The organism is Sporosarcina sp. FA15 (assembly GCF_051550195.1).
Taxonomy (GTDB): Bacteria; Bacillota; Bacilli; order Bacillales_A; family Planococcaceae; genus Sporosarcina; species Sporosarcina psychrophila.
Window position 1 is genome coordinate 3034845 of the sequence record NZ_CP188818.1, and the last position, 14341, is coordinate 3049185.

General features: G+C 44.4%; 16 protein-coding genes. 1 reads left to right on the plus strand and 15 read right to left on the minus strand.

The window, feature by feature from the left end; translation table 11 throughout:
• Nucleotides 1-224 precede the first annotated feature (224 nt).
• The 8 genes from rpiB to prfA form a co-directional block, all read right to left on the minus strand.
• Nucleotides 225-662, minus strand: coding sequence for a ribose 5-phosphate isomerase B (rpiB, locus tag ACP8HG_RS14190; RefSeq protein WP_067213140.1), 438 nt, complete (start codon nucleotides 660-662; stop codon nucleotides 225-227).
• A gap of 317 nt (nucleotides 663-979) precedes the next feature.
• Nucleotides 980-2290 carry a methyl-accepting chemotaxis protein gene (locus ACP8HG_RS14195; protein ID WP_438296893.1) on the minus strand — a complete coding sequence of 437 codons (1311 nt, stop codon included), beginning with the start codon at nucleotides 2288-2290 and terminating at the stop codon, nucleotides 980-982.
• Complete coding sequence (locus tag ACP8HG_RS14200; RefSeq protein WP_187045919.1) at nucleotides 2290-2733, minus strand: low molecular weight protein arginine phosphatase; 444 nt, start codon at nucleotides 2731-2733, stop codon at nucleotides 2290-2292. Before ACP8HG_RS14200 ends, ACP8HG_RS14195 begins: the two co-directional genes overlap by 1 nt.
• Nucleotides 2734-2791: 58 nt before the next feature.
• Nucleotides 2792-3295 (minus strand): manganese efflux pump MntP, encoded by a 504-nt coding sequence (locus ACP8HG_RS14205; protein ID WP_338654949.1) that lies wholly within the window; start codon nucleotides 3293-3295, stop codon nucleotides 2792-2794.
• 69 nt (nucleotides 3296-3364) lie between these two features.
• Nucleotides 3365-4393, minus strand: coding sequence for an L-threonylcarbamoyladenylate synthase (locus ACP8HG_RS14210; protein ID WP_438296896.1), 1029 nt, complete (start codon nucleotides 4391-4393; stop codon nucleotides 3365-3367).
• 60 nt (nucleotides 4394-4453) lie between these two features.
• A complete protein-coding gene (locus ACP8HG_RS14215; protein WP_067213153.1) occupies nucleotides 4454-5011 on the minus strand; it encodes a stage II sporulation protein R in 558 nt (185 codons plus the stop codon).
• A 44-nt stretch (nucleotides 5012-5055) separates the two neighbouring features.
• Nucleotides 5056-5910, minus strand: a complete 855-nt coding sequence (gene prmC / locus ACP8HG_RS14220) for a peptide chain release factor N(5)-glutamine methyltransferase (RefSeq protein ID WP_438296898.1) — start codon at nucleotides 5908-5910, stop codon at nucleotides 5056-5058.
• Nucleotides 5903-6979 carry a peptide chain release factor 1 gene (gene prfA, locus ACP8HG_RS14225; RefSeq protein WP_067213157.1) on the minus strand — a complete coding sequence of 359 codons (1077 nt, stop codon included), beginning with the start codon at nucleotides 6977-6979 and terminating at the stop codon, nucleotides 5903-5905. The genes prmC and prfA overlap by 8 nt, the downstream gene beginning before the upstream one ends.
• Nucleotides 6980-7017: 38 nt before the next feature.
• Between prfA and ACP8HG_RS14230 the strand changes: the two genes are divergently transcribed.
• Nucleotides 7018-7269 (plus strand): hypothetical protein, encoded by a 252-nt coding sequence (locus tag ACP8HG_RS14230; protein ID WP_438296900.1) that lies wholly within the window; start codon nucleotides 7018-7020, stop codon nucleotides 7267-7269.
• Nucleotides 7270-7485: 216 nt separating this feature from the next.
• On the opposite strand, the gene ACP8HG_RS14235 is transcribed toward ACP8HG_RS14230, so the two are convergent.
• From ACP8HG_RS14235 to ACP8HG_RS14265, 7 genes are all read right to left on the minus strand, one after another.
• Complete coding sequence (locus ACP8HG_RS14235; RefSeq protein ID WP_067213160.1) at nucleotides 7486-8091, minus strand: thymidine kinase; 606 nt, start codon at nucleotides 8089-8091, stop codon at nucleotides 7486-7488.
• A gap of 184 nt (nucleotides 8092-8275) precedes the next feature.
• Nucleotides 8276-8506, minus strand: coding sequence for a 50S ribosomal protein L31 (gene rpmE, locus ACP8HG_RS14240; RefSeq protein ID WP_187045926.1), 231 nt, complete (start codon nucleotides 8504-8506; stop codon nucleotides 8276-8278).
• A 330-nt stretch (nucleotides 8507-8836) separates the two neighbouring features.
• Complete coding sequence (rho, locus tag ACP8HG_RS14245) at nucleotides 8837-10120, minus strand: transcription termination factor Rho (protein ID WP_187045927.1); 1284 nt, start codon at nucleotides 10118-10120, stop codon at nucleotides 8837-8839.
• Between the two features lie 172 nt (nucleotides 10121-10292).
• Complete coding sequence (glpX, locus tag ACP8HG_RS14250; protein WP_067213167.1) at nucleotides 10293-11258, minus strand: class II fructose-bisphosphatase; 966 nt, start codon at nucleotides 11256-11258, stop codon at nucleotides 10293-10295.
• 86 nt (nucleotides 11259-11344) lie between these two features.
• Nucleotides 11345-12622: a UDP-N-acetylglucosamine 1-carboxyvinyltransferase gene (locus ACP8HG_RS14255; RefSeq protein ID WP_067213170.1), complete on the minus strand. Its 1278-nt coding sequence runs from the start codon at nucleotides 12620-12622 to the stop codon at nucleotides 11345-11347.
• 19 nt (nucleotides 12623-12641) lie between these two features.
• Nucleotides 12642-13289, minus strand: a complete 648-nt coding sequence (fsa, locus tag ACP8HG_RS14260; protein ID WP_067213173.1) for a fructose-6-phosphate aldolase — start codon at nucleotides 13287-13289, stop codon at nucleotides 12642-12644.
• Between the two features lie 129 nt (nucleotides 13290-13418).
• Nucleotides 13419-14276 (minus strand): class II fructose-bisphosphate aldolase, encoded by an 858-nt coding sequence (locus ACP8HG_RS14265; RefSeq protein ID WP_067213174.1) that lies wholly within the window; start codon nucleotides 14274-14276, stop codon nucleotides 13419-13421.
• Nucleotides 14277-14341: the final 65 nt, after the last annotated feature.

Below are 14341 nucleotides of genomic sequence, written 5' to 3' on the forward strand. Positions count from 1 at the left end.
ACGCTAGGGTCATAAGCCAGCCCGGCTACGTGGCAAAAAGCGCCACTTCGTCGGTCCGTCTTATGCCTGTCACGTCTAAACGGCGCCTTCCGCTTTTCTTAGTGTCTAGCTTCAGCGGCCAAATGCTCGGGTCATAAGTCGTTCCCGCTGTGCGGCAAAGTACGCCGCTTCGCAGGCACGTCTTATGCCTGTCGCATTAAAACAGGCCGCTTCCGCTTTTCATATTAGTTTTCCAGTTCCATGAGCTTGCCGATGCGGCGTTCATGGCGTCCGCCTTCGAATTGCGTGTTTAACCAAGCTGCAACTACTTCCCTTGCATGACCTGGTCCGATGACACGTTCTCCCATCGCAAGGATGTTTGAGTCGTTATGCTGCCTTGTGGCTTTCGCACTGAAGACGTCATGAACAAGCGCACAGCGGATACCTTTTACTTTATTTGCTGCAATAGACATGCCAATCCCTGTTCCGCAAATAAGAATACCTCGGTCGAAATCTCCCGATGCTACTCCATTTGCGACGGGTGTCGCATAGTCCGGAAAGTCAACTGCCTCATTCGAATCCGGACCAAGATCTACAAATTCCAATCCTAACTCTGCTAATAACTTGATAATTTCCTGACGAAGATTGTTTCCGCCATGGTCTGAAGAAATCGCGATTTTCACAGGATCCCTCTTTTCATAATATACTCACAACTCATTCTATCATTTTTCGGCAAAAAAAACACAGCCCTAATGAAAATTGGGCTGTAAATCGAATTTTCTTATTGTCTGGCTACATCACCTAACTCCTCGAGTCGCTTCAGAACTGCCGAAAAAGGCAAAGTACGCCTTTATCTTCAAGCCTTCCAGCGCTTTTCGGGGCTGAACAGGCACTTACACTTTTCTTATTGTCTAGCTATATCACCTAGCCCTTGGACCTGCAGGATTCAGTGGGGAAGGATTGAATTTCAGCCCTCCTTGTTACGACAGGACATCACATCTTAACGGCTGCTTCCGCTTTTCGTTATGTCGAACTGGCTAATGACATTATATAAATCTTCGGATTGCCTCTTCAGCTCACTCGCCATCGCATCTGCCTGTTCAATGGATTGAACTTGTTCCTCTGTTGCCGCTCCGACTTCAAGCGCACCAGCGGATGTTTGTTCCGCAATAGCTGCGACTTCCTGTGATTGGCGTGCGGTTGTCTCTATATTTGTCAGCTGAAGTTCGACAAATTTCGTGATTTCTACGACGGAATCTGCCATGCCGTTCACTTTAGACGCCATTGCTTCGACATTTTCACTCGTTTCATTGGCACGGTCTGCTTCGGTCGCCGCCGTCTTCACTTGTTCTTCCATTTCCTTCACAACTTTTGTAACATCGGTTTGAATAGTTACTACAAGATTAGAAATCCCCTGTACTGCTTTGGCGCTTTCATCGGCGAGTACACGCACTTCTTCTGCAACTACCGCAAATCCTTTACCATGTTCACCTGCACGCGCCGCCTCGATGGATGCGTTCAGCGCCAATAAATTTGTCTGTGCCGCAATGTTACCGACAAGCTGGACGATTTCACCGATTTTTTGTGCATTATGATCCAGTTGCCTAATTGTGCCAAGTGATAGTTCACTTTGTGAAGACATATTTCGGATGCCATCGACAAGCATACGGAATACCTCTGTCGTTCGTACAAGTTCCTCAAGCATCTCTTTTGAGCGTTCAGATGAATCTTCAGCCCTGTTGCTCACTTCAACAGCCAATAACCGAACATCTTCAATCGCTTCCGCTGTTTCTTGGATGGCGATCGCCGATTCCTCTGCACCCGAGGCTATTTCCTTGATCGTAGATGCTACTGCATCCGCCTGTCTCGCAGCGGCTCCGGTTTCAGCAGATAAGCTATCAACTGTAGTGGCCGTCTTTTCATAATTCGTCTCAATTTGCCCTACTATCGTACGCAAATTAAGGACCATATGCTGAAACGCTTCCGCCACTGAGCGGATTTCATCAGACGAGTTCGGCAGTACAATATCCGTTCCGATTTCACCATCTGCGACTTTGTTAGCCGCTTTCTCAAGATTTTGTAATGGTTTCGTTAAAATCGTACTGAAGAGTGCCGCTAACACGCCCGACCAAAATATTCCCATTCCATATGTCATCACTGCAAACCAGAACGGTTCAAATTTCGGAAAAAATTGTGGTTGTACGACATTAATAAATAAGGCACTCGTTGTGTAAGTGACAATCGCAAGTATTGTTATAAATAGAATAAGCTTTCTCTTTAATCCAAACTTTTTTCCCCTTTTTTCTCTCATCACGATTCCTCCATCAATTTCTGTTCAAGCACATCGATAATTCCCGACAACTCATTGAACACATGCCGATATGTATCGATATCGCCTCCGTACGGGTCATACACATCTCCAGTTGAATCCGGTTTCACAAATCCTTTTAGTGTAAATGTTTTGTATTTTACTTCTGGGTGAGAGTAAATGAGATTTGCTTTGTGCCCTTCTGTCATTGTTAAAACAACATCAGCCCACTTCAAATCCTCACTTGAAACAGCTCTTGAAACGGGCGTGTAAAGCATGTCCGCTTCTTCGATAAGCGTTTTCGCGTTCAGAGAAATCGGCCAGCCATCTTGTGCGTGAACACCCGCTGAACGAACTGACACATTCTCAATCCCTCTGGAACGAAGAATTGCCTCTGCCATCGGGCTTCTACACGTGTTTCCGGTGCAAATCAAATATATATTCATTATTTTCACCCTCTCTCTTTAGAATAGCCGAGTTTTGCGAATAAAGAAACATCAAATTTCAACGAAAACATGACAATACTCCTATTATTATTAAAGCGAATCCTGCAATTAGTCTTAGTGCTTTCCCATTTTTAAGGCCAAGACGTCCTTTTAATAAGAGCGCTGCACAGGAAAAAATAAAAGTAAACGCTCCCGATGCCACGATAAATAGAACTTTATCCATTTGGAGCATACCAAATGAAACACTAACTGAAAAAGCGTCGATACTTACGGCGAATGCAATGATAAAAGGAGAAACTTGTTTCGATGAAGAGCTCGGTGTATCACTTTGTAACAACATATGTATACCTATCAACCCAAGCATTACGCCTGATAATATACTGCTCCACACTGTAAATATATGTGCGGATAACTCCCCAGTAACGAATCCAAGAAACGGGAAAGCCATATTAAGAAATGACGTCCAAAGCGCTAACGTAAGTTTCCCTTTATTTACTTGCAGGAATGAATAAATGACTAAAACATCTAAGGTCGTAATGCCAGCCGCAAATAATTCCGCCAAAATAAAACCTCCCCGAATACCGCATCGGTTCATCTTATGCGGCATTTGAGGAGGTCATTCGTATTAGCTTCAGTTCATAAAGTGTTTTCCTTCGGCCGCTTTCATTAATCTGTTCATGACAGCGGCGCCAACTCCAGCCAAGTCCGTTTCAACAGCTAGAATAAGATCCGCTTCCGTCAAATCACACTTACGGAGCGCTCCGTATAAATTTGTCGCCATTGCTTCATTGTTACCTGCCACACCAATTGCAAAGTACCAATCAGCGCCTGAAACGCCCAATTCATCTGGCCCAATCAGCGCGACCTTCTTGCCTTCAGCATGAAGCTTATCAATAGCTGCATAAATTTTATCCACGTCGTAATTAATGACATAAAGAGGAGCTTCCGGTGCATAGTGCAAATACTTCATACCGGGGGAACGTGGTGCTTGTTCACCAGGCGACTTTGTTTCAGAATTTACAGGACCAACGATGCTCTCAATCATTTCTTGCGTTGTCCCCCCTGGCCGTAAAATAGTGGGCGGAATGGTCGTCATATCCAATACGGTTGACTCCACACCAACACCAGTTTGTCCCCCGTCAAGAATGAGTGGAATGAGCCCATCAAGATCTTTATGCACATGAGCCGCTTCAGTTGGGCTCGGTTTACCGCTTCGATTTGCACTCGGTGCTGCAAGCGGTTCACCGAGTGCGCGTAGAAGTCCTAATGCAACAGGGTGATCCGGCATTCGTACGCCCACGGTCTCAACGCCGGGTGTTACGTTCGGGGCGATGACGCCTGGTATTTTGTGAAAGACAAGCGTCAATGGACCAGGCCAAAACGTATCCATCAGCTTTTCTGCATCTGCGGAAATATCCGTCGCATAGTTGAAGACTTGTTCTTTATTACCAATATGTACGATGAGTGGGTTGTCGGAAGGTCTGCCTTTTGCTTCGAATATTTTTTGTACCGCTAACTCATCAGTTGCAAGTGCGCCTAAACCGTATACTGTCTCCGTAGGAAATGCGACGACACCGCCACTTTTTAAAATATCCACAGCCTGTTTATAGTTTCTTTCGTTATTCATAAAGTTATCCACTGAAAAAACTTTTGTTTCCATGAGCTAATCCCCCACTTATACACATTTTAATCACTTTATCCACAAACTTTGTTGGTAACTTTATGCGAATAGCCCTTTTATCCACTCCCAGACGAAAAAAGTGACTTTTTCCTCTTCTTCCTCTTTCTTATCCGGGAAACAGATTTTCGGGAACATTGCACACCACCAGTTATCCCCACGTCCACTACCAATTGTCAAAATATAGGCATCATATGTTGCTTGTGGGCTAATAAATAGACCCGACCGCTTCGGTGGAAATAATGCTTCTTTTCGTTCAAGTGAAATAGTAGCACCGTTTGACATGGCGTTAGCAATTTGAAGGATTTCACTTTCTAGTGCGACCAAGTTATCCCCAAGTTCTTGTTTCGAATGTGACTTATTAACCGCGTTTTCGATTAGCGGCTGTATTTCACGTTGAATCCCTATTTTAATCTGCTGATCTGCGGGCGTATCTGAATGGGCAAGCAATCTGAAACGGATAGCATCATCCTCTTCCGTCGCCGTTAAGAATACCGCTATGAAGGCCTGAATAATGATAAGCAGGATAATAAATTCAATATAAGGCACCAATTTTTGAACTATAGTTTTCTTTCTTATAATCTCGTAGTCTGTTAACATCTTTATCCCCTCCTACTCTGCATTGTCGCCAGAGTAAGGGGGATTTATTCACGAGTCTCGCAAAATATCATTCGATCTTTGCCGTTAATATCTTTTACTGTTTCAACTAAAGCCTCCGGAAATGCCTCTGTGAATAACTTATGCACATCTGGCCCCTGAAGGTAACCGATTTCGACTGCTACGAGGGAGGGCTTGTTCATAAGTGGCGGCAATGTTTCAGCAAGTTTTCGATAAAAGTAAAGTCCATCTTCATCCGCAAATAATGCATTATGCGGTTCGTGATCGAGGACTGTACCTGACATTAAAGTCGCTTCATCATGTGCGATATAGGGCGGGTTGGATAACACGACATCCCATTTGTCCTTCGCAATCGGTGCAGTAAGATCGCCTTGTAGGAAAGTCACGTCGGCGTCATTTGCTTTTGCGTTATACTTCGCGATTGCAAGCGCACCTTCACTGATGTCCGTTGCAGTAACGAGAGCTTCGGACCATTCTTTTTTGAATGAAACTGCGATTGCACCGCTACCTGTTCCGATATCTGCAACGGTAATTTTTTTAGTGGCGAAGAGTTTCTGGCTTCGCTCAAGCGCGCCGTAAACGAGCTCTTCTGTTTCTGGACGCGGGATAAGAACATTTTCATCCACTTTGAAGGTGTAGCCGTAGAAACCTTCTTCACCAATTACATATTGTACGGGTCTTCCTTCGAGCAGTTCGTCGGTTTTATCCCAAAAGTCCTTGTGTTGTTCGCCTGTAAGTTGTTCCTGTACATCTGCAAATAAAGAAGCCCTAGACTTTTGTGTGACAAATTCCATAAGGAGCTGTGCAGCATGTGGTTCAATGCCTTGTTGTTCCAATAAAGAAGAAGCCCGCTGAAGAGCTTCATAGATTTTTTCAGTCATTACGATCCAAACTTTCTAGACGATATGCCTGTTCTTCCATAATAAGTGCGTCGATAACTTCATCGAGTTTACCTTCAATAATCTGATCAAGTTTCTGGATCGTCAGGCCGATACGGTGATCAGTTACCCGATTTTGTGGGAAGTTGTATGTGCGAATCCGCTCAGAACGGTCGCCTGTACCAACTGCTGATTTCCTTTTTTCATCGTACTCATCTTGGATTTCACGTGTGAATTTATCAGAAACGCGTGCCCGTAATACTTTCATCGCTTTTTCTTTATTTTTGATTTGCGATTTCTCATCTTGAATCGACACAGTGATGCCTGTTGGAAGATGCGTCAACCGAACGGCGGACATTGTTGTGTTGACCGACTGACCTCCAGGACCGGATGATGCAAATGTATCCGTCCGAATGTCTTTTTCATGAATAACAATTTCAACTTCTTCTGCTTCAGGAAGGCATGCGACAGTTGCTGTCGATGTATGTGTACGCCCACCGGATTCAGTTTCCGGGACCCGCTGTACACGGTGCGCTCCGTTTTCATATTTCAATTTTGAATAAGCACCCGTTCCATTAATCAAGAAAATAATTTCTTTAAAGCCACCGAGTTCTGTCGGAGACGAATCCAACACTTCGACTTTCCAATGGTTCATTTCCGCGAAACGGCTGTACATGCGGAATAAGCTACCGGCAAATAATGCTGCTTCATCGCCACCTGCTGCGCCCCGGATTTCCATAATAACGTTCTTGTTATCATTCGGATCTTTTGGCACGAGCAATAACTTTAACTTTCCTTCGAATGATTCGATTTGGTCTTCCAGTTCGGAAACTTCCATTTTGACAAGTTCTTTCATTTCATCGTCGAGAGATTCGTTCAACATTTCTTTAGCGCTTTTAAGTTCAGCTTTTGCATGTTTATAGTCACGATAGACTTCAACTTTTTCCTGTAAGCCGGATTGTTCTATCGAGTACTCCCGGAGTTTCGTCATGTCACTTACTACCGCGGGATCACTGAGCATTTCATTCAAATGATCATATCGGTCTTCTACTGCTTGTAACCTTTCAAACATTGTGGACACCTCATTTTCAGGACTGTTTTGTACGTTTATTGTACGGGAAATCTCTTGGTAAATACAATTATTTCACTGATGCTGACGTTGTGCGTGAAGTTCGCAACGTTTTGGTGAATGTAGACAACGTCGTAGCGGAAGTAAGAAACGTTTCGCACGAAGTTGGCAACGTTCTTACGGAACTTAACAACGTTTCGATAGGTTCGCAACGTTTCGGTGAAAGTAGACAACATTTCGGCGAATGTAAGCAACGCTTCGCACGAAGTTCGCAACGTTCTTGCGGAAGTTAACAACGTTTTGGTGAATGTAGACAACGTCGACGCTGAAGTAAGCTACGCTTCGTTCGATGTTCGCAACATTCTTGCGGAAGTTAACAACGTTTCGTTCGAAGTTCGTAACGTTACAGAAAAACTAGACAACATTCTAAAGAAACATGGCAACACCAACACCCGCACCCTTTCACACTAAAAAACCCGCCCTCTTCTGCCGGACGGGCTTGATTGCTGTTATCCTTTTACAGTTGCTGCAGCTGTTACGCCTTTTGGTACTTCGTGGTGCTTGCGACATCTTGGTTCGTACGCTTCTGAAGCGCCAACTAGAATAATGGGATCATCATAGCCCGCAGGCGTGCCGTTAATGAGACGCTGCGTTCGGCTAGAGGGCGAGCCACACACTGTGCAGACAGCCTGTAATTTGGTAACGTGTTCAGCCACAGCCATTAGACGTGGCATCGGCCCGAATGGTTCGCCGCGGAAATCTTGGTCAAGTCCAGCAACGATTACTCGGAATCCACGATTGGCCAATTCCATCACGACGTCAACGATACCCTCGTCGAAGAATTGAGCTTCATCAATTGCGATTACGTCATAATCTTCGGTGACAAACTGCTCAATATGGTTTGAGCTGGCAATCGGATTCGCGATAACAGTTGTCCCATTATGGCTGACGACGGCTTCTTCACTAAAACGATCATCGATTTCCGGTTTGAATACCGCAATTTTTTGTTTAGCGAACTGCGACCGTCTTATTCGGCGAATCAATTCCTCGGATTTCCCTGAAAACATACTACCGCAAATGACCTCAATCCAACCGCCTTGCATTGTTACGTACATGGTGAATCTCCTTCCAGTTGCCTCTATATAATTATTTATTTTCATATCATTAGATTATCTATCATACCCTAAAACCAGTCGCATTTAACGTCTTTTATTTCAGACCTAAATGTGTTAGTCACATTTTTCTCCAAAAAGAAATACCCGCCCGGCGCATGTGCACCTGACGGGTATTGTGAAAACCTTACTCTTGGCCTTCTTCTTCGCGGCCTTCTTCTTTGAGACCATATTTTTTGTTGAAGCGGTCGACACGTCCGTCCGCTTGAGCAAATTTCTGGCGTCCAGTGTAGAATGGGTGGCATTCCGAACAAACTTCAATTCGGATGTCCTCTCTTACAGAACCTGTTTCAAATGTGTTACCACATGAACAAGTAACAGTTGCTACTTTATAAGCTGGGTGAATTGCTGCTTTCATCAATCTCTCTCCTTTCGCCCTGAACCATCTGGAACAGAGTTGTATTATAAGACTGATGCCTTACACGGTCCGTATTCGTCAACCGTATATGCACGCAGATATTATTTAAGTTACCTAAAATATTATAACAAGTTTTTTTTGTAGATGCAACTATTTTATTTGCTACGACATATGCTGTACTAAAGAATTCCACTAAATTCGCTACGGCGCTCGGGGATGCCTCCCGCCCTAAGTCAAGCAGCTTCGCCGCCAGTCTTAGGGCTTCGGCTCTCCCTTGTAAGGCGCCTTCCCTTAGTTTACTTAGGCAAAGCAGTCACCATGGGCTTTTGATTATAGCAACCCTTTACCATTACGGTGGGCTTTCATTTCGTCATTTAATTTATCGAAGAACTCTTCGTTTGTTTTTGTCAGACGCAATTTCTTCATGAAACGTTCTGTAAAGTCATGTGAATCGGAAAATGTTTTACGAATTGCCCATAGCTTTTCAAGCTGGTCAGCTGGAATAAGCAATTCTTCTTTCCGTGTACCTGAGCGGCGTATGTCGAGCGCTGGGAAGATCCGTCGTTCCGCAAGATTGCGGTCAAGATGCAATTCCATATTGCCTGTCCCTTTGAATTCTTCATAGATGACTTCATCCATGCGTGAACCTGTGTCGATCAAAGCCGTCGCAAGAATGGTCAAGCTACCGCCTTCTTCAAGATTACGTGCTGCCCCGAAAAATCGTTTTGGACGATGGAATGCAGCTGGATCGATACCACCTGACAGTGTGCGTCCACTTGATGGAATAACAAGGTTATACGCGCGCGCAAGCCGTGTGATGGAATCCATAAGAATGATAACATCCCGCTTATGCTCTACAAGTCGCATCGCCCGTTCTAATACAAGTTCCGCCACTTTGACGTGATTTTCTGGTAACTCATCGAATGTTGAGCTGACGACATCGGCCTTAACGGAGCGTTCGATATCAGTCACTTCTTCTGGTCTTTCATCAATCAGAAGAACAATCAGTTCCGCGTCAGGATGATTCAGTGTAATTGAATTCGCAATTTCCTTCAATAACAATGTTTTCCCTGCTTTTGGCGGAGCTGCAATGAGTCCACGCTGACCGAAACCAACCGGTGAGATAAGATCCATAATACGTGTCGATAGCTTTAATGGATCCGTTTCAAGTTTGATATGACGGTCTGGATAAAGAGGTGTTAGTGCCGGGAAATGCACGCGTTCACGTGCTACTTCTGGATCTTCTCCATTGACAGCTTCCACTTGTAGAAGACCGTAATAGCGTTCCGATTCTTTTGGTGGCCGAACTTTCCCACTTACTTTATCACCGTTTCGAAGATCGAAACGTCGGATTTGTGAAGCGGATATATAAATATCTTCCGAACTTGGTGAGTAGTTGATTGGACGAAGGAAGCCGTAGCCCTCGGATTGAATAATTTCAAGAACACCTTCCATGAAGAAGAAGCCTTCCTGTTCCGCCCTCGATTTCAATATAGCAAAAATAAGTTCCCTTTTCGTCAACTTGCTGTAATAAGCAATTTTATATTCTTTTGCATGGGCATATAACTCTTTTAAAATCATATTCTCCAACGCTGATATTGTTAGCACTGTCATCTTTTGGCACCACTCTTTAGGTTAATGGGTTGAATTTTCGAGGTTAATCTAGGAAGGTATATCATAATGAATATATCCTGAAGGTCCACTTCAGACGAGGACCTCCTGGGTATATACAGGTACTTCCTATACAAGCGAAGATGCCCGGTTTATGACCGGGCGATGAGCTATATCAGTCTTGCATGACAAGCAGAGGTTTTTTCTCCATGCTGTGACGGCCTTCAACAAAACGAATTGTGCCGGATTTCGAACGCATGACTAATGAATGTGTTTCACAGTAACCGCCTTTAAATTGCACGCCACGAAGAAGTTCTCCATCTGTTACGCCAGTTGCAGCGAATATGGCGTCGTCCCCTTTGACAAGGTCGTCCATGTAAAGCACTTTGTCGACGTCGATTCCCATCTTGATACAACGTTCACGTTCTGCATCATTTGACGGAACCAGTCTACCCTGAATTTCGCCGCCAAGGCATTTCAATCCAACTGCAGCAATAACACCTTCTGGTGCTCCGCCAAGTCCGAATAAAATGTCTACTCCGGTTTCATCAAAAGCAGTATTGATGGCTGCTGCAACGTCACCATCATTGATAAGCTTAATGCGTGCGCCTGAAGCCCGAATTTCTTCGATGATAGCAGCGTGACGTTCCCTGTTAAGAACAGTTGCAACAATGTCACCAATGTTTTTATTTTTAGCCTTAGCAACAGCCATAAGGTTTTCAGTTACGGATGCATCGATATCGATTTTACCAACCGCTTCAGGGCCAACAGCGATTTTGTTCATATACATATCTGGTGCATTCAAAAGATTGCCTTTATCCGCAATAGCTAGAACTGCAAGTGCGTTCCAGCCGCCTGCTGCGACAATATTTGTTCCTTCAAGCGGGTCAACAGCGACGTCCACTTCAGGACCAATTCCAGTCCCTAGCTTTTCACCAATATAAAGCATCGGTGCTTCGTCCATTTCCCCTTCACCAATTACGACAATCCCTTGCATCGGAATAGTATCGAATACTGTACGCATTGCTGTTGTTGCAGCGTCATCCGCCTCATTTTTCAAGCCGCGTCCCATCCAGCGTGAAGCTGATACTGCTGCTGCTTCTGTAACACGAACTAATTCCATCGATAAACTGCGTTCCATTTGTGTGCCTCCTGGTATACGGTTAAATCCCGTAAGTTTTGCCACTCTGACTAATTATAGCATAATTTTTTCTGGTGCTGGGTCGTTCATTCGCCCACGATTGCTTCTTTCGAAATCGATACTTTGCGGATATCCGCTCCAATTCCCTGAAGTTTTTCGATAAGGGAGCTATACCCGCGCTCGATGTGCTGAATTTCTTGTACTTCCGTCACTCCGTCGGCAATGAGTCCCGCAATAACGAGCGCGGCCCCTGCGCGAAGGTCGGATGCGCGTACTGTTGCCGCCTGAAGCGGCGTCGGTCCAGCTAGAATCGCCGACCGTCCTTCAACTCGCGCATCAGCATTCATTCTTGTGAGCTCGTCGATATGCTTAAATCTAGCCGAGTAAACTGTATCCGTAATGACGGAAGGTCCAGCTGCTTGCGATAGTAACACAGAAAATGGCTGTTGGAGATCCGTTGGAAAACCTGGATATACAAGTGTTTTCACATCGACGGCTTGCAGATTTCTCGACTTTGGAATGAAGATTTGTTCTTCTCCTTCAACAATATCCACACCCATTTCACGAAGCTTCGCCGTGAGCGCCTCAACATGGAACGGTATGACATTGTCAATTGTAACGCCATCGCCCGCTGCTGCGGCCATAATCATAAAAGTACCTGCCTCAATTCGATCAGGTATAATTGTATGTTTTGTGCCGTGAAGTTTTTCCACGCCATCTATACGAATGACATTCGTTCCTGCGCCCTTAATTTTCGCACCCATATTGGACAACAGTGTAGCGACGTCAATGATTTCAGGTTCCTTCGCTGCATTCTCAATTGTCGTACGACCCTTTGCGAGAACTGCTGCGAGCATGATATTAATTGTTGCACCAACACTGATGACGTCCAAATAGATTTTTGCACCGCGTAATTCTTCCGCACGCAAATAGATGGCACCGTGTTCGTTGGTTACTTTCGCGCCAAGCGCTTCGAAACCTTTGATATGCTGATCTATTGGTCGTGGCCCCAGATGACAACCACCTGGCAAGCCGATGACCGCGTGTTTGAATCTTCCAAGCATCGCGCCCATCATATAGTAGGATGCACGAAGCTTCTTCACGTTACCGTTCGGAAGTGGCATCGACATCATTTCTGTTGGATCAATCGTCATCGTTCCTTTATTAAATTCAACTTTCCCACCGATATCTTCCAGTAGCGCCTGAAGGGTAACGACATCCGAAATTTCTGGCAGTCCTTCGATTGTAACTAGGGAATCAGCCAGAATAGAAGCAGGGATAAGTGCAACTGCACTGTTTTTAGCGCCACTCACTTTAATTGAACCTCGTAATGGTTTGCCGCCTGTTATTTTATAAACGTCCATATGACTCTCCTTTGATGCCTTACTTGTTCTTTCTAGTTTCCCAGTCCGCAAGAAATGCTTCGATTCCTTTATCCGTAAGTGGGTGCTTGAATAGCTGCGTCAACACGTTGAAAGGTGTCGTTGCAATATCTGCACCACTTAGCGCTGCGTCTGTAATATGCTGTGGGCTGCGGATGGATGCAGCAATAATTTCTGTTTTGATATTGTGGATTGAGAAGATATCTGCAATTGTAGAGACCAATGCCATGCCATCTTGTCCAATGTCATCGAGTCTGCCGAGGAATGGGGAAACATATGTCGCTCCTGCACGTGCTGCAAGAAGTGCCTGATTCGCACTGAAGATAAGTGTTACGTTTGTTTTGATGCCTTCCTGTGAAAAGACCGCACAAGCTTTCAATCCTTCAGGTGTCATTGGCAATTTCACCGTAATATTTGGAGCAATTTCCGCCAATACTCGTCCTTCTTTGATCATGCCTTCAGCATCAAGTGCGATGACTTCTGCACTGACTGAACCAGGGACAAGTGCTGCAATTTCTCGCAACCTATCATGAAAAGGTACATCTTCTTTCGCAACAAGTGAAGGATTTGTTGTAACTCCTGATAGTATGCCCCAAGTATGCGCTTCTTTGATTTCTTCAAAATTAGCTGTATCAATGAAAAACTTCATGAATAAAATCCCCCTTATAATGAATGAATACTCTATAGTAAAAACTTTATGAAGAGCTCCGAAAAACTCTTAAAAGAAGGAGAATACATCACCATTGATGTTTCTCCTCTTTCTGTTAACTAAATATAATTAAGCTTTTTGTGAACTACCGAATTCGCGCATTTTACCGATAACCGTTACTTTGATGGCATCGCGCATTGGCGTCAAGAATTTACGTGGATCATAGGCTTCAGCGTCTGCCGCAAGTGTTTCACGTACAGCTTTTGTTCCTTGTATTTGGTTTTCTGTATTGACGTTAATTTTAGCCGTTCCGAATGAAATAGATTTTTGGATATCTTTTATCGGAATACCTGTTCCGCCATGCAGGACAAGTGGTAGGTCAGATTGACTTGAGATTTCTTCCATTTCCTTGAAACCAAGGTTTGGCTCGCCTTTATATGGTCCGTGGACTGATCCTAATGCAGGTGCAAGACAGTCGATTCCTGTTTTGTCCACAAGCTCTTTACATTCTGCAGGGTTCGCATAAATGACGCCTTCAGCAATAATATCGTCTTCCTGGCCTCCAACGACCCCAAGTTCTGCTTCTACAGAAACTCCCCGTTCATGCGCATAATCAACTACACTTTTCGTAATTTCAATATTTTCTGCAAGTGGTTTTGATGAAGCGTCGATCATAACGGAAGTGAAACCTGCTTCAATCGCTTCTTTACATTTTTCGAAGCTTGAACCGTGATCCAAATGAATTGCAACAGGAACTGTAATTTTATAATCGTGCATAAGACCTTTCACCATGTGGACTACCGTTGTGAAACCGCCCATATAACGTGCTGCACCTTCGGATACCCCAAGGATAACAGGAGATTGTTCTTCTTGTGCCGCTAGTAAAATCGCTTGCGTATATTCAAGGTTGTTTATATTAAACTGACCTATTGCGTACCCTTCTTTTTTCCCTTTGATCATCATTTCTTTCATGGAGACAAGTGCCATGCGAATTCCTCCTTAGGATCTTGAAAAGAATAGTGTGATTATTGTATACCACCAATATCATAACA

Bases quoted from the DNA above. Each gene is read 5' to 3' on its own strand.
- ACP8HG_RS14195 (WP_438296893.1), bottom strand. From the start codon at position 2,290: ATGAGAGAAAAAAGGGGAAAAAAGTTTGGATTAAAGAGAAAGCTTATT.
- ACP8HG_RS14200 (WP_187045919.1), bottom strand. From the start codon at position 2,733: ATGAATATATATTTGATTTGCACCGGAAACACGTGTAGAAGCCCGATG.
- ACP8HG_RS14210 (WP_438296896.1), bottom strand. From the start codon at position 4,393: ATGGAAACAAAAGTTTTTTCAGTGGATAACTTTATGAATAACGAAAGA.
- ACP8HG_RS14215 (WP_067213153.1), bottom strand. From the start codon at position 5,011: ATGTTAACAGACTACGAGATTATAAGAAAGAAAACTATAGTTCAAAAA.
- prmC (WP_438296898.1), bottom strand. From the start codon at position 5,910: ATGACTGAAAAAATCTATGAAGCTCTTCAGCGGGCTTCTTCTTTATTG.
- prfA (WP_067213157.1), bottom strand. From the start codon at position 6,979: ATGTTTGAAAGGTTACAAGCAGTAGAAGACCGATATGATCATTTGAAT.
- ACP8HG_RS14235 (WP_067213160.1), bottom strand. From the start codon at position 8,091: ATGTACGTAACAATGCAAGGCGGTTGGATTGAGGTCATTTGCGGTAGT.
- rpmE (WP_187045926.1), bottom strand. From the start codon at position 8,506: ATGAAAGCAGCAATTCACCCAGCTTATAAAGTAGCAACTGTTACTTGT.
- rho (WP_187045927.1), bottom strand. From the start codon at position 10,120: ATGACAGTGCTAACAATATCAGCGTTGGAGAATATGATTTTAAAAGAG.
- glpX (WP_067213167.1), bottom strand. From the start codon at position 11,258: ATGGAACGCAGTTTATCGATGGAATTAGTTCGTGTTACAGAAGCAGCA.
- ACP8HG_RS14255 (WP_067213170.1), bottom strand. From the start codon at position 12,622: ATGGACGTTTATAAAATAACAGGCGGCAAACCATTACGAGGTTCAATT.
- fsa (WP_067213173.1), bottom strand. From the start codon at position 13,289: ATGAAGTTTTTCATTGATACAGCTAATTTTGAAGAAATCAAAGAAGCG.
- ACP8HG_RS14265 (WP_067213174.1), bottom strand. From the start codon at position 14,276: ATGGCACTTGTCTCCATGAAAGAAATGATGATCAAAGGGAAAAAAGAA.